This window comes from Bradyrhizobium jicamae, from assembly GCF_001440395.1.
In the GTDB taxonomy this organism is placed as follows: domain Bacteria; phylum Pseudomonadota; class Alphaproteobacteria; order Rhizobiales; family Xanthobacteraceae; genus Bradyrhizobium; species Bradyrhizobium jicamae.
Genome location: NZ_LLXZ01000160.1, coordinates 95,119 through 116,740, shown reverse-complemented (window position 1 = coordinate 116,740; position 21,622 = coordinate 95,119). Strand labels below are relative to the sequence as shown.

Annotated in this window: 22 protein-coding genes; 13 read left to right on the top strand and 9 right to left on the bottom strand. The window is 62.8% G+C overall.

Features of this window, described 5'->3' with window-relative positions:
* From CQ12_RS26860 to CQ12_RS26830, 7 genes are all read left to right on the top strand, one after another.
* The coding region (locus CQ12_RS26860) for an acyl-CoA dehydrogenase family protein (protein WP_198164226.1) at positions 1–720 on the top strand (720 nt) is incomplete at its 5' end.
* A 112-nt stretch (positions 721–832) separates the two neighbouring features.
* On the top strand, positions 833–2,437 hold the full coding sequence (locus CQ12_RS26855; RefSeq protein WP_057838291.1) for a carboxyl transferase domain-containing protein: 1,605 nt from the start codon (positions 833–835) through the stop codon (positions 2,435–2,437).
* Between the two features lie 2 nt (positions 2,438–2,439).
* Positions 2,440–4,449, top strand: a complete 2,010-nt coding sequence (locus CQ12_RS26850) for an acetyl/propionyl/methylcrotonyl-CoA carboxylase subunit alpha (protein WP_057838304.1) — start codon at positions 2,440–2,442, stop codon at positions 4,447–4,449.
* Complete coding sequence (locus tag CQ12_RS26845; RefSeq protein ID WP_057838290.1) at positions 4,446–5,354, top strand: hydroxymethylglutaryl-CoA lyase; 909 nt, start codon at positions 4,446–4,448, stop codon at positions 5,352–5,354. The genes CQ12_RS26850 and CQ12_RS26845 overlap by 4 nt, the downstream gene beginning before the upstream one ends.
* 130 nt (positions 5,355–5,484) lie before the next feature.
* On the top strand, positions 5,485–7,257 hold the full coding sequence (locus CQ12_RS26840; protein ID WP_063799821.1) for an adenylate/guanylate cyclase domain-containing protein: 1,773 nt from the start codon (positions 5,485–5,487) through the stop codon (positions 7,255–7,257).
* A 563-nt stretch (positions 7,258–7,820) separates the two neighbouring features.
* Positions 7,821–8,573 (top strand): hotdog family protein, encoded by a 753-nt coding sequence (locus tag CQ12_RS26835; RefSeq protein WP_057838289.1) that lies wholly within the window; start codon positions 7,821–7,823, stop codon positions 8,571–8,573.
* A gap of 47 nt (positions 8,574–8,620) precedes the next feature.
* Positions 8,621–9,598, top strand: coding sequence for an NADPH:quinone oxidoreductase family protein (locus CQ12_RS26830; RefSeq protein ID WP_057838288.1), 978 nt, complete (start codon positions 8,621–8,623; stop codon positions 9,596–9,598).
* 91 nt (positions 9,599–9,689) lie between these two features.
* Here the strand turns inward: CQ12_RS26830 and CQ12_RS26825 are convergent, their stop codons facing one another.
* The 4 genes from CQ12_RS26825 to CQ12_RS26810 form a co-directional block, all read right to left on the bottom strand.
* Entirely contained in the window at positions 9,690–10,616 is a 927-nt protein-coding gene (locus CQ12_RS26825; RefSeq protein ID WP_057838287.1) for a dihydrodipicolinate synthase family protein, read from the bottom strand.
* A 74-nt stretch (positions 10,617–10,690) separates the two neighbouring features.
* Positions 10,691–11,674: a TRAP transporter substrate-binding protein gene (locus CQ12_RS26820; RefSeq protein ID WP_057838286.1), complete on the bottom strand. Its 984-nt coding sequence runs from the start codon at positions 11,672–11,674 to the stop codon at positions 10,691–10,693.
* 26 nt (positions 11,675–11,700) lie between these two features.
* On the bottom strand, positions 11,701–12,966 hold the full coding sequence (locus tag CQ12_RS26815) for a TRAP transporter large permease (protein WP_057838285.1): 1,266 nt from the start codon (positions 12,964–12,966) through the stop codon (positions 11,701–11,703).
* Complete coding sequence (locus tag CQ12_RS26810) at positions 12,966–13,589, bottom strand: TRAP transporter small permease (RefSeq protein WP_057838284.1); 624 nt, start codon at positions 13,587–13,589, stop codon at positions 12,966–12,968. Before CQ12_RS26810 ends, CQ12_RS26815 begins: the two co-directional genes overlap by 1 nt.
* Positions 13,590–13,764: 175 nt before the next feature.
* Here CQ12_RS26810 and CQ12_RS26805 point away from each other — a divergent pair, with 175 nt between their 5' ends.
* Together CQ12_RS26805 and CQ12_RS26800 are read left to right on the top strand one after the other, a co-directional pair.
* Complete coding sequence (locus CQ12_RS26805; protein WP_057838302.1) at positions 13,765–14,445, top strand: GntR family transcriptional regulator; 681 nt, start codon at positions 13,765–13,767, stop codon at positions 14,443–14,445.
* A 71-nt stretch (positions 14,446–14,516) separates the two neighbouring features.
* Entirely contained in the window at positions 14,517–15,746 is a 1,230-nt protein-coding gene (locus CQ12_RS26800; protein ID WP_063799822.1) for an acetyltransferase domain-containing protein, read from the top strand.
* A gap of 76 nt (positions 15,747–15,822) precedes the next feature.
* Here CQ12_RS26800 and CQ12_RS26795 read toward each other — a convergent pair whose 3' ends face one another.
* Genes CQ12_RS26795 through CQ12_RS26785 form a run of 3 tightly spaced genes read right to left on the bottom strand, consistent with a single transcriptional unit; the run spans position 15,823 to position 18,751 of the window.
* Positions 15,823–17,181, bottom strand: a complete 1,359-nt coding sequence (locus CQ12_RS26795) for a TRAP transporter large permease (protein WP_057838282.1) — start codon at positions 17,179–17,181, stop codon at positions 15,823–15,825.
* Positions 17,178–17,732, bottom strand: coding sequence for a TRAP transporter small permease (locus tag CQ12_RS26790; RefSeq protein WP_057838281.1), 555 nt, complete (start codon positions 17,730–17,732; stop codon positions 17,178–17,180). Before CQ12_RS26790 ends, CQ12_RS26795 begins: the two co-directional genes overlap by 4 nt.
* On the bottom strand, positions 17,729–18,751 hold the full coding sequence (locus CQ12_RS26785) for a TRAP transporter substrate-binding protein (protein ID WP_057838280.1): 1,023 nt from the start codon (positions 18,749–18,751) through the stop codon (positions 17,729–17,731). Before CQ12_RS26785 ends, CQ12_RS26790 begins: the two co-directional genes overlap by 4 nt.
* Before the next feature lie 341 nt (positions 18,752–19,092).
* Here CQ12_RS26785 and CQ12_RS26780 point away from each other — a divergent pair, with 341 nt between their 5' ends.
* Positions 19,093–19,317 carry a pentapeptide MXKDX repeat protein gene (locus CQ12_RS26780; protein WP_057838279.1) on the top strand — a complete coding sequence of 75 codons (225 nt, stop codon included), beginning with the start codon at positions 19,093–19,095 and terminating at the stop codon, positions 19,315–19,317.
* Between the two features lie 181 nt (positions 19,318–19,498).
* On the opposite strand, the gene CQ12_RS26775 is transcribed toward CQ12_RS26780, so the two are convergent.
* Complete coding sequence (locus CQ12_RS26775) at positions 19,499–19,852, bottom strand: DUF6481 family protein (RefSeq protein ID WP_057838278.1); 354 nt, start codon at positions 19,850–19,852, stop codon at positions 19,499–19,501.
* A 125-nt stretch (positions 19,853–19,977) separates the two neighbouring features.
* On the opposite strand from CQ12_RS26775, the gene CQ12_RS26770 reads away from it, so the two are divergent.
* Complete coding sequence (locus tag CQ12_RS26770; RefSeq protein ID WP_057838277.1) at positions 19,978–20,160, top strand: hypothetical protein; 183 nt, start codon at positions 19,978–19,980, stop codon at positions 20,158–20,160.
* Positions 20,161–20,320: 160 nt separating this feature from the next.
* Here the strand turns inward: CQ12_RS26770 and CQ12_RS26765 are convergent, their stop codons facing one another.
* Positions 20,321–20,536 (bottom strand): hypothetical protein, encoded by a 216-nt coding sequence (locus CQ12_RS26765; protein WP_057838276.1) that lies wholly within the window; start codon positions 20,534–20,536, stop codon positions 20,321–20,323.
* Positions 20,537–20,735: 199 nt separating this feature from the next.
* Between CQ12_RS26765 and CQ12_RS26760 the strand changes: the two genes are divergently transcribed.
* Together CQ12_RS26760 and CQ12_RS26755 are read left to right on the top strand one after the other, a co-directional pair.
* Positions 20,736–20,981 carry a hypothetical protein gene (locus CQ12_RS26760; RefSeq protein WP_057838275.1) on the top strand — a complete coding sequence of 82 codons (246 nt, stop codon included), beginning with the start codon at positions 20,736–20,738 and terminating at the stop codon, positions 20,979–20,981.
* A gap of 38 nt (positions 20,982–21,019) precedes the next feature.
* Positions 21,020–21,316, top strand: a complete 297-nt coding sequence (locus CQ12_RS26755; RefSeq protein ID WP_057838274.1) for a hypothetical protein — start codon at positions 21,020–21,022, stop codon at positions 21,314–21,316.
* Positions 21,317–21,622 lie beyond the last annotated feature (306 nt).

Genomic DNA, 21,622 nt, shown 5'->3' with positions numbered 1-21,622 from the left:
AAGGGCGACCGCTTCGTGCTCAACGGCAACAAGATGTGGATCACCAACGGCCCGGTCGCCGATACGCTGGTGGTCTACGCCAAGACCGACCTCAACGCCGGCCCGCGCGGCATGACCGCCTTCATCATCGAGAAGGGCATGAAGGGATTTTCCACCGCGCAAAAGCTCGACAAGCTCGGCATGCGCGGCTCCGACACCTGTGAACTCGTGTTCGAGGATTGCGAAGTCCCCGAGGAGAACGTGCTGAGCGAGGTCGGCCGCGGCGTCAACGTGCTGATGAGTGGCCTCGACTATGAGCGCGCGGTGCTGGCGGCGGGGCCGATCGGCATCATGCAGGCCTGCATGGACGTGGTGTTGCCCTACGTGCACGAGCGCAAGCAGTTCGGCGAGCCGATCGGCACCTTCCAGCTGGTGCAGGGCAAGATCGCCGACATGTACACCACCATGAATGCCTCGCGGGCCTATGTGTACGCGGTGGCCAAGGCCTGCGACCGCGGCGAGACCACGCGGGAGGATGCCGCTGGCGCGATCCTTTACGCGGCGGAAAAAGCCACCCAATGCGCGCTCGACGCGATCCAGCTCCTGGGCGGCAACGGCTATATCAACGACTACCCGACCGGGCGGCTGTTGCGCGACGCCAAGCTCTACGAGATCGGCGCCGGCACAAGCGAAATCCGCCGCATGCTGATCGGGCGGGAACTGTTCGAAAAGACCGCCTGAACTTCACATCGGTGCAAAGATAGTACAGGCTGGCGCATCCTCATCGAGGGGCTGTCCCGACCGTCCTGAAGCCATCCTAACGGCACTCCAGCATTTAGAGAAAACGCCGACCATGCCGCTTCATTCCACCATCGATCCGAAATCCTCCGAATTTGCCCGCAACGCCGACGTCATGCGCGGCCTGGTGGCGGAGCTTCGCGACAAGCTGAAGGTGGTTTCCGGCGGCGGCGGCGAGGCCTCGCGCAAGCGGCATACTTCGCGCGGCAAAATGCTGGCGCGTGAGCGCGTCGACCTGCTGGTCGACCCCGGCACCGCCTTTCTGGAATTGTCGCCGCTCGCCGCCCACGGCCTCTATGGCGGTGACGTCCATTCCGCCAGCGTCATCACCGGGGTGGGGCGCATTTCGGGCCGTGAATGCGTCATCGTCGCCAACGACGCCACCATCAAGGGCGGCACGTACTATCCGATGACCGTGAAGAAGCACCTGCGGGCGCAGGACATTGCGCGGCAGAACAATCTGCCCTGCGTCTACATGGTCGATTCCGGCGGCGCCTTCCTGCCGATGCAGGACGAGATCTTTCCGGATGAGCGGCATTTCGGCCGCATCTTCTATAACCAGGCGCAGATGTCCTCGATGGGCATTCCGCAGATCGCGATCGTGATGGGCTCGTGCACTGCGGGCGGCGCCTATGTGCCTGCGATGTCGGATGAGAGCATCATCGTGCGTAACCAGGGCACCATCTTCCTCGGCGGCCCGCCGCTGGTGAAGGCCGCGACCGGCGAGGTGGTTTCGGCGGAAGAACTCGGCGGCGCCGACGTGCATTCCCGCCATTCCGGCGTCACCGACCATTACGCGCAGAACGATGCCCATGCGATCGGGATTGCCCGGCGCATCGTGGCGACGCTGAAGCAGCCCACCAGGGCAGTGCTGAACATGCGCGAGCCGCGGGCGCCGCTGTTTCCGGCCGAGGAAATCTATGGCGTGGTCTCCGCCGACGGTCGAAAGCCGTTCGACGTCCACGACATCATCGCGCGGATCGTCGACGGCTCGGAGTTCGACGAGTTCAAAAAACTCTACGGGACGACGCTGATCTGCGGCTTTGCCCATATCTGGGGCTATCCGGTCGGCATCATCGCCAACAACGGCATCCTGTTCAGCGAGAGCTCGCTGAAGGGCGCGCATTTCATCGAACTGTGCTGCCAGCGCAATATTCCGCTGGTGTTTCTGCAGAACATCACCGGCTTCATGGTCGGCAAGAAATACGAGGCGGGCGGCATCGCGCGCGACGGCGCCAAGCTGGTGACGGCGGTGGCAACCGCCGGCGTGCCGAAATTCACGGTCGTGATCGGCGGCTCCTACGGCGCCGGCAATTACGGCATGTCTGGCCGCGCCTACTCGCCGCGCTTCCTGTGGATGTGGCCGAACGCGCGTATCTCCGTGATGGGCGGCGAGCAGGCCTCCATGGTGCTGAGCCAGGTCCGCCGCGACAATATCGAGGCCAAGGGCGAGAGCTGGTCGGCCGAGGAAGAGGACAAGTTCCGCAGTCCCATCCGCGCGCAATACGAGCATCAGGGCAATCCCTATTACGCCACCGCGCGGCTGTGGGACGATGGCGTGATCGACCCCGCCGACACACGGCTGGTGCTCGGCCTTGGATTGTCGGCCGCGGCGAATGCGCCGATTGAACCCACGAAATTTGGCCTGTTCAGGATGTGATGATGGACCGCGCAAAGCTCTACCGGCGTTTTCGCACCCTACTGATCGCCAACCGCGGCGAGATCGCCTGCCGCGTCATCCGCTCCGCCCGCGCGATGGGCCTGCGCACTGTCGCGGTCTATTCGGAGGCGGATCGCGACGCCATGCACGTCGCCATGGCCGATGAGGCCGTGCTGCTCGGGCCGGCGCGGGCGCGTGACAGCTATCTCAACATCGAGCGCGTGATCGAGGCGGCGCGCCAGACCGGCGCCGAGGCGGTGCATCCCGGCTACGGTTTTCTGTCGGAAAATGCCGAATTCGCAGAGGCGTGTCTGAAAGCCGGATTGGTATTCGTCGGACCGACCGCGGAAATGATGACCGCGATGGGGTCAAAGTCCGGCTCGAAGGCGCTGATGGAAAAGGCCGGCGTGCCGCTGGTGCCGGGCTATCACGGCGAGGCACAGGACGAGGCGACACTCGCCGACGCCGCCAACAAGATCGGCTTCCCCGTGCTGGTGAAGGCGTCGGCCGGTGGCGGCGGGCGCGGCATGCGCGTGGTCAATTCGGCGGGCGAGCTTGCGGCGGCGATCGTCAGCGCCAAGCGCGAGGCCAAGGCGGCGTTCGGCGACGACCACATGCTGATCGAGAAATTCGTGCAGAATCCCCGGCATATCGAGGTGCAGATCATCGGCGACAGCCATGGCAATCTGCTCTCGCTGTGGGAGCGCGAGTGCACGCTGCAGCGCCGGCACCAGAAGGTGATCGAGGAGGCGCCGTCGCCGACGCTCGACGCCACGCAGCGCGAAACCGTTTGCGCCGCCGCGCGCAAGGCGGCAGCCGCCGTGAACTATGTCGGCGCCGGCACCATCGAATTCGTCTCCGACGGCAAGGAGGTGTTCTTCATCGAAATGAACACGCGCCTGCAGGTCGAGCATCCCGTCACCGAACTGATTACCGGCGTCGACCTCGTCGAATGGCAGTTGCGGGTGGCGTTCGGTGAAAAACTGCCGCTGGCGCAAAACGAGATCAGGCTGAACGGCCATGCCATCGAAGCGCGGGTCTACGCCGAAAATCCGCAGAAGAACTTCATGCCGTCGGTCGGCCAGATCAGGACCTGGCGCACGCCCGATGCGGTCGATGGTTTGCGCATCGATTCCGGCTATCGCGACGGCGATGCGGTGTCGCCCTATTACGACGCGATGCTGGCAAAAGTGATCGCGTGGGCGCCGACGCGGCAGGCAGCGATCGACCGGCTCAACCGTGGACTCGAAGAGACCGACGTCCGTGGCATCGTCACCAATATCCCGTTCCTGTCGGCGCTGATCACGCATCCGAACGTACGCGCCAACACGATCGACACGGGCTTCATCGAGCGCGAGCTGAAGAAGCTGACGGAAGCCTCGGGCACAGCAGGCGATCTCGAGCTTTGCGCCGCCGTCGCCGCCATCGTCAACGACGAGCAGAAGACTGCGCGCAGAGAGGCGCATTCGCCTTGGCAAACCTTTGGCTGGATGCCGGTTGGCCAGCGCAAGCGAGTGTATTCGTTTCGCCAGGGGCAGGGTGCCGAGCAGAAGGTGACGCTGCACTATGGCAACGGGCCATCGATGGTGTCGATCGGCAAGCACGAATTCGTCTTCGCCATCTCGCCTGCGGAAGAAGGCAGCTTCGATCTGACGATCGACGGCATGAAGTCGCGGGTCACTGCCGTGATCGAGGGCCACGAGCTTTATCTGCGCACCCGCCATGGCCGCTTCGACCTGCATTGGGTCGATCCGTTCGGCGGCGAGACCGAGGAGCAGGTCGGCGAGGACAAGATCGTGGCGCCGCTGCCGGGCACCGTGGTCGCGCTGCTGGCTGAGGAAGGCGCAACGTTGGAGAAAGGCGCGGCGATCCTCACGCTGGAAGTGATGAAGATGGAGCAGACCCTGCGCGCGCCCTTTGCGGGCGTCTTGAAGAAGATCAGGTGCAAGGTCGGCGATATCGTCGGCGAAGGCGTCGAGCTTGCCGAAGTCGAGCCGGCGGCGGCATCATGAGCGATAACGTCCAGATCGTCGAAGTCGGCCCGCGCGACGGCCTGCAGAACGAGAAGACCCCGATCAGCGTCGCCGATCGGATCGCTTTCGTCGAGGCACTGATCGGCGCCGGGCTTAGGGCGGTAGAGGTCGGCGCCTTCGTGTCGCCCAAGGCGATCCCGCAGATGATCGGATCGGCCGAGGTGTTGCGCGGCGTCAGCCACCATACGGAATGCGAATTGCCGGTGCTGGTGCCGAACGAGAAGGGCTACGAGGCCTCACAGGCCGCCGGCGCCAAACTGATCGCCGTGTTTGCTGCAGCATCGGAAGGTTTTTCGCGCGCTAACATCAACTGCTCGATTGCGGAATCGATCGAGCGCTTCAAGCCGGTGCTGGCCCGCGCCAAGGCCGATGGTGTCCGCGTGCGCGGCTATATTTCCACCGTGCTTGGCTGCCCCTATGAAGGCGAGATCAAGCCGCAGGCGGTGGTCGATGTCGCAAAAGTGTTGTGGGACCTCGGCTGCTACGAAATCTCGCTCGGCGACACCATCGGCGTCGGCACGCCGGTGAAGGCGCGGCAGCTATTGCGCGCGGTGGCAGGCCACGTGCCGATCGCCAATCTCGCCATGCATTTTCACGACACCTACGGCCAGGCGCTCGCCAATCTCTATGCCGGGATGGAGGAGGGCTGCCGCGTGATCGATTCCGCCGCCGGCGGCCTCGGCGGCTGCCCCTACGCCCCCGGCGCGACGGGCAACGTCGCGACGGAGGATGTGGTCTACATGCTCGAGGGCATGGGCATTGCGACCGGCGTTGACATGTCGAAGCTGGTCGCGGCGACCAATGTCGTGAGCCGGCTGATCGGCCGGCCGCCGGTCAGCCGCGTCGCGTCGGCGCTGAACGCGAAGATGCGGGCCGGGAAATAGAGCGGTAAATTCCGCGGTCTGCCGGAGTAGCTTTTCGTCGAACGACAGGCTTCGAGCGGCCCCTGGCCGGACATCGGCCTAGAATCCTGCTATGTAACCATTCGATTTCCCCGAGGCCCGGGGGTGCATCTTGAGCAGCGAGCACGTAGAGCGGCGACTGGCGGCTATTCTGGCGGCGGATGTCGTGGGCTCTTGCCGTTTGATAGGGATCGACGAAGAAGGCACGCTGTCGCAACTGAAAGCTCTCAGAAGAACGATTTTCGATCCAAAAATCGCCGAGCATCACGGACGCATCGTCAAGAATACCGGGGACGGCGCCCTCGTTGAGTTCGCCAGTGTCGTCGATGCCGTCCGATGCGCCGACGAAATCCAGCACAGCATGGCGAAGCAAAATACCGATGTGTCGCAGGACAAGCGGATCGAATTTCGCATCGGCATTCACGTCGGTGATATTGTCATCGCAGACGATGATATCTTCGGTGATGGGGTCAATATTGCAGTGCGTCTCGAAGGGATCGCAGAGCCGGGCGGGATTTGCATTTCCGACGATGCCCACCGGCAGGTTCGGGGCAAGGTTCAGAGCACCTTGGAGGATATGGGTTCGCAATCCCTGAAGAATATTGCCGAACCGATGCGGGCCTGGCGCGCGCGCATCGGCCCAGGCTCTTCGCCGGCAATAAGAACGCCGACCGAGGTTGCGCAGCCCCTCGCACTGCCCGACAAGCCTTCCATCGCCGTCCTGCCGTTCGAGAACATGAGCGGCGACCCGGAACAGGAATATTTCGCCGACGGCATGGTGGAAGACATCATCACGGGACTGTCGCGGTCCAAATCGCTTTTCGTCATCGCGCGACACTCCACATTTACTTACAAGGGCAAAGCCGTCGACATCAAACAAGTCGGCCGCGAGCTTGGCGTTCGCTACGTGCTGGAGGGCAGCGTCCGCAAGGCGGGTAATCGCGTTCGCATCACCGGGCAGCTCGTTGATGCTGCGACGGGTAATCATATCTGGGCAGACAGATACGACAGTACGCTCGAAGACATCTTCGATCTGCAGGATCGGGTGACAAGCAGCGTGATCGGCGCAATCTCTCCTCAACTGGAGCGCGCCGAAATCGAGCGTGCCCAGCGCAAGCCGACCGAAAGCCTGCGAGCTTACGACTATTATCTTCGCGCGCTCGCCAGCATCTATAAATTCACCAGAGAAGCGCACGTTGAAGCCCTCAAGCTGACGGAAATTACGATCGGTATCGATCCCGAATTCGCAGGAGCATACGCGCTCGGCGCTCGTTGCTGCATACAAAGGAAAGCTTTCGGTTGGAGCACCGATGCCGCTCAGGAACGAATTGAAGCCCGACGATTCGCGAGGCAAGCGATCGAACTCGATCAAGACGACCCATCGCTGCTTGCAATAGCCGGACACGCGCTCGCCTACGTGGCGAATGAGGTCGAGGAAGGCGCCGCGCTGCTCTCGCGTGCGATAAATCTAGACGCAAATCTGGTTACCGCGCGATATTGGAGTGGGTGGGCCAACCTTTGGCTCGGAAACGACGATGCCGCAATCGAGCAATTCAAGATCGCGCTGCGATTGAGCCCGCTGGATCCATTGATCTTCAATGCGCAGACCGGGCTGGCCTTTGCTTATTTTTCCGCTGGCCGCATCGAGGATGCCTCATCGTGGGCGACAACTGCCCTGCGCCAGCAACCAAAATTTGTAGGCGCTCATCTTGCCATGATGGCATGCCATGCAATGTCTGGCCGGGTTGAGGAAGCACGAGAGGTCTGCGCGCGCGCGATGCAACTGGACCCAACCCTGCGCATTTCCGGATTCACATATCGTCGTCGACCTGCAGATATCGAAAAATGGGCGAAGGCTTGCCGGATCGCCGGTATGCCGGAGTGACCGTTATTGGCACATCGCATCATATCGCTGCGATGCGGAATTTTCGTTGCGAGGCATGGACATCAAGCCGGCACTAATGTGAACGTTGCGAGCCTCGGTCAGCCGCGTGGCGGCAGCGTTGAACGCGAAGATGCGGGCCGCGAAATAGACCGGTAAATTCCGTTGTCTGCCGGAGTAGCTTTTTCGTCGAACGACGGCCCTTCTTTGTACGAAGAGGCGGCATTGCGGAGACGGCCGGGCTTGCTGATGGCTGATGCGGTCGCGAATGACCCATAGATGGGATGTCCGCTGATGTCCGGTGTCGAAAGCAAGATCGAGGAGATTTGAACCTTCGGCGCGCTATCTCGACCTACGTCTAGGATAACAACACGTGCCCGATTCAGCGTGTGCCATTGTCTCGAGTTGAGATTGCACTAGGCTGTTTTTCTGCTTGGGGTCCTAATGCCGATCGATCACGTAGGCCTTTGATCGACTCGTGAGCCCTGATTTGGTTCTTCGCAAATGAAGGAGTCGTGGTTCGGCAAAGTGGAAGTGCGATCCTGTCGTATCGCCCGGAGAATGGCATGCAGACGATGACGATCCCGCGTCGCTTTCGCGGTCCGCCTAATTCGGGCAACGGCGGCTATGTCTGTGGGATGCTGGCGCGCCAAATTGCCGGTGCTGCGGAAGTAACACTCCGCGCTCCACCGCCCCTGGAGACGGAGTTGGGTCTCGTCGAGGTCGGGACTGGGGAATGGGAGCTACGCCATGGCACGGCGACGATAGCAATCGGCAGGGCCGTCACGCTTGACCTGAGCCGGCTTGAGAGGGCGACCTACGCCGAGGCGATCGAGGCCACGAAACGCACGCCGGTCAAACCGCACGAACACCTGCTGCCGATGTGCTTCGTTTGCGGACCTGACCGGGCACCTGGCGACGGCCTGCGGCTTTTCGCCGGGCCGCTTCTCCGACAAGACGCCCGCGGAGCCTTTGCTGTACCCTGGACGCCTGACGCCTCTCTCGCCGCCGCAGATGGCTTGGTTGCTCCGGAGTTCGTGTGGTCCGCGCTGGATTGTCCGACCGGCTACGTATCCCAGTACGACCCCGAAACCGGGAATTTCAGCGTTGTGCCGATCCTGCTCGGGCGCCTTTCCGTACGCATCGAGGGGCGACCGCGTCCGGGCGAGCGATGCGTGGTGACGTCCTGGAAAACCGGCATCGAGGGCCGGCGTCTCATCGCCGAGGCGGCGCTGTTTGGCGAACAGGAGAACCTGCTTGCGGTCGGCCGCGCCACCTGGATTACCGTCGATCGGCAGGTTCAGCTCGGAAAGACATAGAGAACGGTGACTGCCGGAAGGCTGGACCACTAAGGGCGGAGGAACCCATGCGCGCAGTACTCTGCAATGGCTTCCACGGGATCAAGGCGTTGAGTATCGGTGAGGCGGCCGAACCTCGGCCCGGAGCGGATGAGGTCTTGATCGACGTACATGCGGCCTGCGTCAGCTTCGCCGACTACCTGATGGTTTGCGGAGGCTATCAGAAGCGGCCAGCTCTCCCTTACGTACCAGGAATGGACGCCGCCGGGGTTGTTGTCGCCTGCGGCGAAAACGTTCAGCGGTTTCGTCCCGGTGATCGGGTCGCCTGCTCGGCTTGGTTCGGTAGTCTTGCGGAGCGCATGACCGCCAAGGCATCGGACAGTGCCCGTCTTCCAGAGAATGCAGATTTCGTCGTTGGGTCAGCAATACAGCACGGCTCTGTCACCGCTTGGTATGCCTTGGTCGATCGTGCGAGGTTGCAGGCCGGCGAAACCGTGCTCGTGACGGGCGCCGCCGGCGGCGTCGGCCTGGCTTGCGTTGAGATCGCTCATTTGCTCGGTGCGCGGGTCATCGCCGCTGTCGGGTCCGCCGCCAAGGCGTCTGTCGTCCGCGAGTACGGTGCAGACGAGGTCATCGACTATTCAAGCGAGGACGTGCGCGAACGGGTGAAAGGCCTAACAGGTGGCGAAGGCATCGATATCTGCTTCGAAAATGTTGGTGGCACCCTCTTTGCGACACTCGCGCGCCTCATGCGCTGGAACGGCCGGCTGATCCCGATCGGCTTCACGAGCGGCGAGATTCCATCGTTGGCAATGAACCTGCCGCTCTTGAAGAATTATTCGATTGTGGGTGCATTTACCGGTGCCTGGGCCGAGCGGTTTCCCGACGAAAGAGCGCGGGCAGCAGACATGATCATGGCATGGGTCGCTGAGGGCAAGCTGCACCCGTGCATTGACCGCGTGCTTCCGCTCGAGCAGACCGCCGACGCGATGGCCGCCATTGCGGATCGAAGCGTGCAAGGACGCGTCGTCCTTCGAGTGAGGTAACGAACGCTGACGCTCGCAACGTTGTTAACGTTGCGAGCCCCTGCGTCGCGGCGGCGCTGAACGCGAAGATGCGGGCCGCCAAGTAGGCCGCTTACGCGGCCTTAAGTCCGACGTTCGGCAGCACTGGCCGGTTCTTCAGCGCTTTCGCCATCATCGCCTCGACCTCGGCCTTCTCATGCGGCAGCAGTGCCAGCCGCGGCGGGCGGGTCAGCGCGGTGCCGCGGCCCATGATGTGCTCGCACAGCTTGATGCACTGGACGAGGTCCGGACGGGCATCGAGGTGCAGCAGCGGCATGAACCATTCGTAGAGCGGCATTGCCTCGGCATAGCGCCCGGCCTTGGCGAGGCGGAACAGCGTCTCGCCTTCGCGCGGGAAAGCGTTCGACATGCCCGAGACCCAGCCGACCGCGCCCATCGCGACGCTCTCGACGATGACGTCGTCAAGGCCGGCAAACAGCACAAAGCGATCGCCGACCATGTTGCGGGTATCGATGAAGCGCCGCGTGTCGCCGGAGGAATCCTTGAAGCAGACGACGGTTTCGACATCGGCGAGCGAGGCCAGAATATCCGGCGTGACGTCGTTCTTGTAGATCGGCGGGTTGTTGTAGAGCATCACCGGCAGGTCGGTCGCGCTGGCGACCGAACGGAAGTGCGCCGCGGTCTCGTGCGGCTTCGACGAATAGACCAGCGCCGGCATCACCATCACGCCGTCGATGCCGACACGTGCCGCTTCCTTGGCAGTCTCGACCGCGAAGGCCGTCGTGAACTCGGCGATGCCGCACAGTACGGGCAACCGGCCGGCCGCGACCGACTTGGCCGTCTCCATGATCGCGATCTTCTCTTTCCGCTCCAGCGAGGTGTTCTCGCCGACGGAGCCGCAGACGATCAGTCCGGAAACGCCGTCGCGGATCAGGCCGTCCATCACCTTGGCGGTCGCATCGATATTGAGCGAGAGGTCGTTATTGAATTGCGTGGTAACGGCCGGGAAGACGCCTTCCCAGGAGATACGTGGGCTCATTGTTTGGCTCCAATTGGAATGATGCCGGCGGATTCGAATCCGCCGGGCTTTGGCGTGAAAAGCGGTGGGTGGGATCAGAGCGTCGCGCCAACCTTGCGCAGTTCGGCGAGGACAGGGGCCTTCGGCAGCCAGATCTTGTCGAACTCGGCGATGACGGCCTCAGTATCCTTGGCGTCGACCTGTCGGATCGGGATCGGTGCGCTCTTGAAGTTCTCGATCAGCTTGGGCTCGTTGCCGGCGAGTTCGTCGATTTGCGCGTCGAGCGTCGATTTCACCGTCTTGGTGATCAGCTCGCGGTCGGCCGCCGGCAGCGACTGCCAGACGCGGCCGGAGACGACGGCAGCCATTGGCATGAAGACGGCGTTCATCTGCAGGATGACCTTTGACACCTTGTCGAAGCGCTGGTTCCAGGAGAACTCCAGATCCGCCTCGAGGCCGTCGACCTGGCCGTTCGCCATGGCGTCGAACACCTGCGGTGTCGGGATTGGCGTCGGCGCCGCGCCGAGTGACGAATAGAAATCGCGATAGACTGGCGTCGGGTTGATGCGCAGCTTCATGCCTTTGATGTCGGCCAATGACGCCAGATCCTTGGACGAGAACACGGCGCGCATGCCGGTGATGCCCCAGCCGAGGCCGATTGTCCCGGTTTCCTGCGGCAGCACGTCGAACAGCTTGATCGCCGCCGGATGGCGCACGAACTTTGCGACCGAGGGCGTCGAGCGCACGATATAGGGCGCATTGATCGCGGCGATATGGGGGACGCGCGAGCCGAGCTCGGCCGCCTGGATGAAGCCCATGTCGAGCGCGCCGGACTGCAATTGCTGCATCATCGCGGGCTCATTGCCGAGTTGGCCGGAGTGAAACACCGTCATGGTCAGGCGGCCGTTGGTTGCCGCCTTGAGATCCTCGCCGAGCTTCAGCGCGGCCTTGTTCCAGGAATGACCGTTGGGCGTGATCAGGCCGAGACGAAACTCTTTGGCCTGGGCAAGCGCGAGCGACGGCGCGAACAGCGGCACGGCCGCGCTGGCGGCAAGGAAGCGGCGACGGGAAAGCGACATGGCAAGGGCTCCTTGAGGGTTTGGACCTACTTGATGAGGACGAGGGAGAGGGACGGGTAGAGCGAGAGCAGCACCAGCAGGATGCAGGAGATGCCGAACAGCGGCAGCGTCACCATGAACATCTTGCCGGGCTTGGCGCCGGTCACCGCCGCCGCAACGAAGAAGCAGAGACCGACGGGGGGCGACAGCAGTCCGAGCACCAGGTTGATCACCACGACGACACCGAACTGGCGCGGATCGATGTGATAGATCTCGGTCGCGACCGGCAGGAGGATCGGCACCGTCATGATCAGGCCGGGAATGCCGTCGATGACCGTGCCGATGATCAGCAGGATCACGTTGCAAAGGAGCATGAAGCTGACGGGATCCTTGGCGACCGACTGGATCCAGCTTGCCGTTTCCTGCGGCACCTTGCCGAAGATCAGCACCCACGAAAACACGGCGGCGGCGGCGACCAGGAACAGCACGATCGCCGAGTAGATGCCGGCGCGCAGCATCATCTGCGGCAGTTGTGAGAACTCGAACTCCCTGGTCCAGTATTTTCCGATCAGCGCGGCGGCAACCGCGCCGACGGCGGCGGACTCCGTCGCGTTGGCGAGCCCGCCCAAAATGCTGCCGACGATCACAATGGGGATCAGCAGCGTCGGCGACGTCCGCAGGATCGTCGCGAGGCGCTGCCGCGGGGTCTGATAATCGGCCTTGGGATAATTGTAGATGTACCCCATCAGCGCGATGACAATGCAGAACATCGCGGTCAGGATCACGCCCGGCACGATGCCGGCAATCAGCATGTCGCTGACCGACACCTGCGCCAGCACGCTGTAGACGACGAACATCACCGAGGGCGGAATGATCGGCCCAAGCATGCCGCCATAGGCGGTCAGACCCGCCGCAAAGGTCTTGTCGTAGCCCTTCTTCTCCATCTCCGGCACCATGATCTGCGCCATGATCGCGACCTGCGCGGTGGCCGAGCCCAGGATGGAAGAGATGAACATGTTGGCGAGGATGTTGACGTAGGCCAGCCCACCCTTCAGCGAGCCGACAAAGGCCATCGCCATGTCGACGATGCGTCGCGTGATGCCGCCGCCGTTCATGATCTCGCCGATCAGGATAAACAGCGGAATGGCAATCAGGCCGTAGCTGTCGACGCCGCCGAAGAGCTGCAGCGGGTAGGACTGGAACAGCACCGGATTGCCCGATGCGATGATGTAGACGAACCCGGCAAGGCAGAGGCAAAGCCCGATCGGCACGCCGACCAGCATGATCGCGATAAAGGCAGCCGACGTGATCATCAGTTGACCCCGTCGAGCTCGGAGAGCTGGAAGCCTTTCGGCGGCGTCCGCGGCACCAGTTCGAGATCTTCGAGCAGGTTGGCCAAACCATGCACGGTCATCGACACCGCAAAGATCGGCAGCGTCAGGTAGACGACCCAGGTCGGCCAGTTCAGCGTTTGTGTTCGCTCGGTGTAGAGGAAGTTGAAGGTCTCGGCGGCAAGCTTGCGGGCGTCGAAGCCGGCACGTGCAAGACCGATTGGGTCCATCCAGAGGAAGCAGGTGATGATCAGGGCGACGCCGAACACCACCACCATGCCGGTCGCCATGACCTTGGCGATCTTCTGATACTGCGCCGAGAGGCGCTCAGTCATCATGGAGACGGCGAAGTCGAGCCGGAGCCGCGTCATGGCGGAGGCGCCGATGAAGGTCAGCCAGACCACGCAATAAACCGCCGATTCATCGATCCAGTAGATCGGGAAGTGCGAGTAGCGGGTGACGACATTCACCAGGATCAGCGCTGTCAGCAGATACATCAGTCCCATCAAGGCGATGCGCTCGAAAGCGAGCAGCAGGCTCGAGGCCCTGACAACGAGCCGCCGGGCGCTGAACGCCGGCGCATCCGCAATCGTCTGCTCGGTCATAATGAGCCCCGCTGCCCCCAGAATTTGTCGTGCACTTGTAAAATGTATAATTTATACAATCCTGTCAAATGGAGATTGTGGAGCCCTGTCAGCTTTTGCTGGGTCGGCACCGCGTCGACGTGCGAAAATTGTGCCGCCTCGATCAGAAAGGCCGGCGATGACGACGGAAGATCAAATGAAAAGCCCTCTGAAGCACCGGACGCTGTCGGCGGCGATCGTCGACCAGCTCAGGCAGGCGATCCTCGACGGGACCTATCCGGCCGGCTCGCAGCTTCGGCAGGATGCGCTGGGCGATACCTACGGCGTGAGCCGCATTCCCGTACGCGAGGCGCTGTTTCAGCTCGAGGCCGAAGGGCTGGTGCGGATCGTGCCGCAAAAGGGCGCGATCGTCTCGGAGCTGTCGCTGGACGAGATCAACGATGTGTTCGACCTCCGCCGGATCATGGAGCCGCGGCTGCTGGCGCAGTCGGCGCCGCACTTTGTGGAAGACGATTTTGCCGGGCTGGACGATATCCAGAAGCGATTCGTGAAGGCGATCAAGGCGCGCAACGTCAGCGAATGGGGGCAGCTCAACGCCGACTTCCATATGGCGATGTATGTGCACGCGCGGCAGCCGCGCACCAAGGCGATCGTCGTGGCGTTGCTGCAGACCAGCGACCGCTACACGCGTTTGCAACTCTCCAACACCAAGGCCATGGGGACAGCCGAAGAGGAGCACGCCCATTTGATCGCATTGTGCCGCGCGAAAGAGATCGACGAGGCCTGCCGGTTCCTGGAGCAGCATATCGAGGCTGTGCGGACGGATTTGCTGCAGGTGGTGGGCGGCGGCGCGATCGCGGCGCGAGCGGGGCGTTAGCATCGCCCCGGCAGCCGGATTGAAACTCCCGCGGCACCTTTGCCGTACCTGTGCGCTGGGAGGATCAAATCATGAATGCAAGTCTCGAAGCCGGGCAACGGGAAGCCCTGTCCTGGACCGGCCAGGCGAGGAACGGAATCGCCGGGCAGACGGCGGCGCGCACGCGCATCGATTCCGTCGACCTCGTGCGCGGCCTGGTGATGGTGTTGATGGCGCTCGACCATGTGCGCGATTTCTTCGCCTCGGGTGGATTCAACCCGCGCGACGTGACCGATCCCGCGCTGTTCATGACGCGCTGGATCACGCATTTCTGCGCACCTGCCTTCGTCCTTCTCGCAGGTGTGTCGGCATTCCTCTACGGTGAGCGCGGCCGTAGCACGTGGCAGCTCAGCCGCTTCCTGCTCACGCGCGGGATTTGGCTCGTACTGATCGAGCTCACGCTCGTCCGCTTTGCTTGGACCTTCAGCTTCGATCTCGGTTACTTCTTCAGCCAGGTCATCTTCGCTATCGGCGCGTCAATGATTGCGCTCTCCGTGCTGGTCTTTCTGCCGCGCAGTGCGGTCGCGGCCATCGCGCTCGTCTTGATCGCCGGGCACAATCTACTCGATCCCATCAAGGCAGAGTCCTTTGGCCCGGCCGCGCCGATCTGGAATTTCCTGCATGAGCCGGCCTTGCTGCAGTTCGGCGCCACCGTGAAGTGGTTCGCCGTCTACCCGTTGATCCCGTGGATCGGCGTGATGGCGGCGGGCTACGCGCTCGGTCCGGTCTTCACGCTCGATCGTGCGCAGCGGACGCGCTGGCTCGTTGGATGGGGCACCGCTGCGGTGGTCGTTTTCGTTTCGCTGCGGGCGAGCAACGTCTACGGCGACCCCGCGCCCTGGACCGTTCAAGCCGGTGCAATTGCGACGTTGCTGTCCTTCATCAACTGCGAAAAATATCCGCCATCGCTGCTGTATCTGGCCATGACGATCGGGCCGACATTGCTGCTGCTTGCTGCGGTTGAGAACGCGCGCGGCCGGTTCGCGGCGTGGGTCACCACCTTCGGCCGCGTTCCGTTCTTCTATTATGTGGTTCATGTTTTTGTTATTCACGCGCTCGCGGTGGTCTTCGCGTGGGCGAGCGGTGCGGAGACGGGCTGGCTGTTTGGTCCATTCCCTGCCGACAAGCCGAACGGATACGGCCTCGGCCTCCCGGGCGTGTTTTCCGTCTGGCTTGCGGTTGTGGCGGCGCTCTATCCGCTTTGCAAATGGTTTGCCGGCATCAAAAAACGTCGCAGCGACTGGTGGCTATCCTACCTCTAGTACCGCTGCACGGTGATTATGACTCACTGGCTGAGGCGTTGTGGGGCCGCCTGCTACGGGGGTGACGGTGGTTAACCTACCGCCCTCCGTCCGGCCCCATCACAAGGTCCGGCAGCCAGGTCGAAATCCCCGGGAAGAAGCACAACAGCAGCACTGCCAGCATCATCAGCAGCACGAACGGCAGCGTGCCCCAGATCACCTCGCTCAAGGAAATATCCGGCGCGACGTTGCGGATGACGAAGATGTTCAGGCCGACCGGCGGGTGGATCAGCCCCATCTCCATCACGATGGTCATGACGACGCCGAACCAGATGATATCGAAATTGGCGGCGCGCAGCGGCGGCAGGATGATCGGCGCCGTCATCAGGATGATCGAAACCGGCGGCAGGAAGAAGCCGAGCACGACCACCATCAGCAGGATCGCGGCCAGCAACTCCCAGCGTGGCAGATGCATGGCGACGATGGATTCCGCCGCCGACTGCGAGATGTGCAGATAGCTCATCACGTAGGAATAGAGCAGCGACATGCCGATGATCATCATCAGCATGGTGGATTCGCGGATGGTGGATGTCAGGATCGGCGAGAGGTCGCTCGGCCGCCATACCGTGTAGATCACCGCGATCAGCACCAGCGCCAGCAGGCCGCCAAGCCCCGCCGTTTCCGACGGCGTGGCGTAGCCGCCATAGAGCGCGACCATCACGCCGGTGAGCAGCAACACGAACGGGATCACCCGCGGCAGCATGGTGAAGCGCTCGGCCATGGTGAATTCGTCGCGCTGCAGGATCGCCGACTCTGTGCCGCTCTTTTCGTAGAGCGCCTTCGCCACGGCGTATTCCTTGCGGAAGCGGAATACCGCGTAAAAGCCGAACAAGGTCACCAGCAAAAGCCCTGGCCCGATGCCGGCCAAGAACAGCCGGCCCAGCGATTTCTCCGCGGCGACCGCGAACAGGATCATGGTGATGGAGGGCGGCAGCAGGATGCCGAGCGTGCCGCCGGCGGCGATGATCCCCGCGGCAAAGCCACCGGAATAGCCGCGCTTGCGCATCTCGGGAATGCCGGCCGAGCCGATTGCCGAGCAGGTCGCGGGCGAGGAGCCCGCCATCGCCGCAAACAGCGCACAGGCAAACACGTTGGCGACGCCGAGCCCGCCGGGCACGCGATGCAGCCAGGCATGCAGCGCCGAATAGAGATCCTGACCGGCGCGGGATTTGCCGATCGCCGCCCCCTTGAGGATGAATAGCGGGATCGACAACAGCGTGATCGAGGCCATTTCCTCGTAGACGTTCTGCGTCACCGTATCGAGCGAGGCCGTCGGCATGAAGATCGCCATGAAGACGACGGCGACCGCGCCCAGGGCAAACGCGATGGGCATGCCGGAAAACATCGCAAACAGGGTCGCTACGCCGTAACTGATACCAATTCCAAGAACGCTCATCGACGTGAAGCACCAGCAAAGGGAATAATGATCTGCAACAGGATCTGCAGGCACAGCAGCGTCATGCCCAGCGCCATCAACACATAGGGGATCGCGAGCGGGGGCGACCACATCGAGTTCGACACCTGGCCGTCGACATAAGCCTCATGTGCCAGCGTCCAGGACTTCCAGGCGAAGAAGGCGCAGAACAGCAGGCTTGCGACATCGACCAGCCACAGCCGGATGCGATTGGCGACCGGCGACATCAACCCGACAAAGGCCTCGATGCCGATATGGCCGCGCTGGCCCTGCACATAGGCCGCGGTCATGAAGGTGGCGCCGACGAGGAGGAAGACCGCCGCCTCGTCCTGCCAGTAATTGGCGCTGTGGAACAGCGCGCGGCCGAGCACGCTGTAACTGAGGATCACGCAGGCCGCGATCAGCGCGAACGCGGCAAAGACCACGATGACGCGGTTGCACAGCGCCAGCGCCCGGTCGAGCGCCGCCACGAGCGGGTTGCCTGTGGCGGCCCCGGAACGGTCCTGTTGATCCGGAATCGGACCATGCATCATGCGGCAACGTCGCTGGCGAGCTTCAGCAGATTGGCCGACGTCGCCGTCTTGGCGCTGTAGTCCTTCCACGCGGTGTCGCGTGCAATGTCACGCCACTTGCCGACGGTTGCGACATCGAGCTGGCTGACCTTGGCGCCGGCCTTCTCATAGACCTTGGCGACCTCGATATCGTCGTCCTGCGCGCCCTTGCGGCCGAACGCCTCCAGCTCGCTGCCGACCGACAGGATGATATCCTGCTGGTTCTTGGGTAGCTTGTCGAAGATCGCCTTCGACATCATCAGCGGCTCCAGCATGAACCAGTAGGAGGCGCCGGCGCCGGAGGTCAGCGACTTCGCGACCTCTTCGAGGCGGAACGAGATCAGGCTGGTGGAGGAGGTAATGCCGGCGTCGCAGGCGCCGGTCTGCATCGCGGCGTAGATTTCATTCGACGGCACCGACAGCACCGCTGCGCCCGCGGTCTGCAGCACCATGTCCATCTCGCGCGAGCCACCGCGCACTTTCAGCCCCTTGGCATCTTCAGGCGCGACGATCGCTCTGGAGCGGCTGGCGACGCCGCCGGCCTGCCAGACCCAGGTCAGCAGGATGATGCCCTTGTCGGCAAGGAAATCGGTCAGTGCCTTGCCCACCGGCTCCTTCTTCCAGCGCAGGCCCTGGTCGTAGGTCGCGACCAGACCCGGCATCAGGCCGATATTGGTCTCCGGTAATTCGCCGCCGGCATAGGGCATCGGATAGAGGCTGATATCGAGCGCACCTTTGCGCATCGCCGAGAATTGCGCGTTGGTCTTGATCAGCGAGGAGTTCGGATAGATCTCGGCTGCGATCTCGCCGCCCGAGCGCTTGGCGACTTCGGCGGCAAACATGCGGCACAGCCGGTCGCGGAAGTCGCCCTTGTCGATCGTGCCGCCCGGGAACTGGTGTGAGATCTTCAGCGTCGTGGCGGCATGGGCGGTGCCGGTGCCGAAACGAAGCACGGCAGGGGCGGCAAGCGCTGTTACGATGACATGGCGGCGTGTGAGCATGGTTTCTCCCCTGCAAATTTGATTCTTGGGTCGACGACGGTGACCGGCCTGAGCCCATGTTAGCCGGTCGTCATCCGAAGCAGTTCTCGTCTGATAGGTTGAGGCGGTGTGATAGGTCGAGGCGGCGCGGGACGGCAACCCTGATTTCAGCAAGCCTGATCGGCTGCCGCGTACGCACCCGCGGAGCGTTACCGCGAATTAACTTGCCCGCTTCAACTAACCGTGACTTCGGACGAACTTCGGGATGTGGCCGGTAACAAAGCCGGTCGCGGACTCGTCGTTGGGGAAGCGGCAGATGTCGCTTTCGAGGAATCTATCCAACCCCAAAGGACGACCACCCCATGAGCACCACGACCCGTATCGGCCTCATCCTCTCGGCCACGCTCGTTTCACTCGGCCTTGCGTTCGCGCCCGCCACCTTCGCTCAGGACAAGATGGGCAAGGGCGACGGCATGAAGCAGGAGTCCATGTCCAAGGACGCGATGAAGAAAGAGGGCGGCATGATGAAGAAGGACGGCATGAAGCACGATGGCATGAAAAAAGATGACGCCATGAAGAAGAACTGAGCCGTCGCTATTCCCGGGATGGTCCGAAGGACCAGACCTCAGATGCGCAAATTGCGCACCGGGAAATCTCGAGATCCTCTGATGTGCAATTGCACATCAGAGTTCGATGCTTTGCATCGCCCCGGAATGACGGGCAGGGGCTGCATCTGTTGCCGGCAAGAGGCCGCGATACGCGTCTTGCCTACCGCTTCTTGCCCTTGCTCTTGCGTGCGGCGTAACGGGCGTCGCGCTTGGCCTTCTGCTCGGCTTCCAGCGCTGCCTGTCTGGCGGCTTCTTCTTCCTTCTCGCGCGCTAACTTGGCGGCTTCCGCCGCGGCGGCCTCGGCTTCCAGACGCTTCTGTTCGGCCTTTTCGGCCTCCTTGGCCTCTTTTGCCTTGGCGCGGGCGGCAGCAATGGCCTCGCGCTCGGCCTGCCGGCGCTTCACTTCGGGATCGTCGGGTCCCGGCTGGGCGCGAAACTTGTTCAAAATGTTCTGCCGCGCCTGCATCGCGGCCTTCTGGCGATCCGCGAAGTTCGGTTCCTTGAATCCACTCATAGAAAAGGCCTGTCGCTTTCACTCTTGGGGTTGGACGCGCCACGGGCGCGGAATGCGACTAGGTAAGTGAACCCGGGGGAAAATGCCAGCGTCGAAAGGGGGCCGGTAGAGCAGGGGAGGCTTGCATGAACAGCAAATGGGCCAAATTGATGCTGATGAGCGGGCTTACATCAGGCTGGCTGCTCTACGAGATGGCCACGGCGAGCGAATCCCCGCGCCTGGAGCTGGCGTTCGTGCAATATAGCCTGCTCGCCTGCGCGCTGATCGGTCTGGTCGGCTCGGTGATGATGCTTGCGTCGGATCGGTGACCGGTACCGTCCCAGAGCGTGATGACTTTGTCTTCGAATGTCATCCCGCTTTATCTTTTTGTTTGAGCATGATCTCCGCGCAAACGCGTTCCGCGTTTGTCGCGAGGGAAAACCGCTACAAGCTTTGCGCTAACGCGGCCTTTCGGGTCCGGATCATGCTCTAGAAGCTGCCGCGACGTCCGCTCTGCCCGAGAACGCGCGCGACCGTCATGGCCGTCATCGCTGCCCGATCTGCGACCCGCTGCGCCTCCAGCCTGTCGCGGGCTTTCTCGCGGATCATGATCTCGATCAGCTCGAGCCGCCTGGTCTCATCGACCGCTTCCGCCAGCAATTGCCTGTACCTGTTATGGTCGTAAACCGCTTCCTGCTCGTCCATCGCACGCCCCGCACACGGCGATTCGCCCCGAACGGTCAGTCTCGACCAAGGGTTGCGCGTCCGCAACGGATTTACGCGAGTTATACAAATTTCCGCATCCAGCGGGCCTGCGCACAAACCCGTGTAATGTGAACCAGTTCACAGGAACCGCGGCGGGTCGTTCCTATTCTCCGGCACTTCCGAAACAGGATCGACCGCCATGCCCCACAATTGGTGGACCCGCAAGAACCTCGTTGTCACCGCCGCCATCCTCGCGCTGGCCTTCATTGGCTTCATCGTGGCCGGCGTGTCCTCTCCCGAGCCAGCCGCCAGCGCCGCCCTCGGCCCGGACTGGCAGTGCAGCCGGCTCGCCTTCGTATTCACGACCTGCAGCCGGGCAAAGCACAGCCAGGCTGCGACGTTCCGCTTCGCCAAAATCCCGGTGTGCGGACGGCTGCGGACGTAATAGGGTCGCGCTGGAACGGGCCGGAGCTGGAGTTTCCCATGCGAAAACTGTCTCATCTCGTGGCGGCCGCGTCGGCTCTGGTACTCGTGCCGGCCGGCGCCGCGCTGGCGCAGGGCGCGCCGAGCGGTGGGACCCCGCCGGCTGCAACATCATCGACCGCCGCGCCGGAAACCACGGCGACCGAGAAGAAGGCGGCGCCGAAAAAGAAGAAACCGGCCAAGATGACCCGGCAGCAGGAAATCGACCATTCGATCGATCGTGGCACCGTGCCCGCGCGATACCGGAGCTCTGAGCCGAAGGAGTATCATCAGTATATTCCGTTCGATAAGCGGTAAGACGGCGGCGAATAATTGTTGTTGTAATCCTTCACAGATCTCGCGCATTGGCGCCGGCGTCATCGCCGGCCGCTTTGCGATCCGGGATGTCGCATTTTGCTGATCAATTTGTCACACAGCGCCGCGCGACGGCCGCGCACCGTACTCGTACGGATTGGCCGCACAGCTAACGACGATCTATAACGCCGTCGCTTGCAGCGGGGGGCAGGGCGCTCGTTCATCAGACGAGTGCTACCACTGGAGGCCACGAGGCCCGGACTCCTAGGCACTCCGGGCCTCGTCTACTCCTTGATCGCAAATACCTGG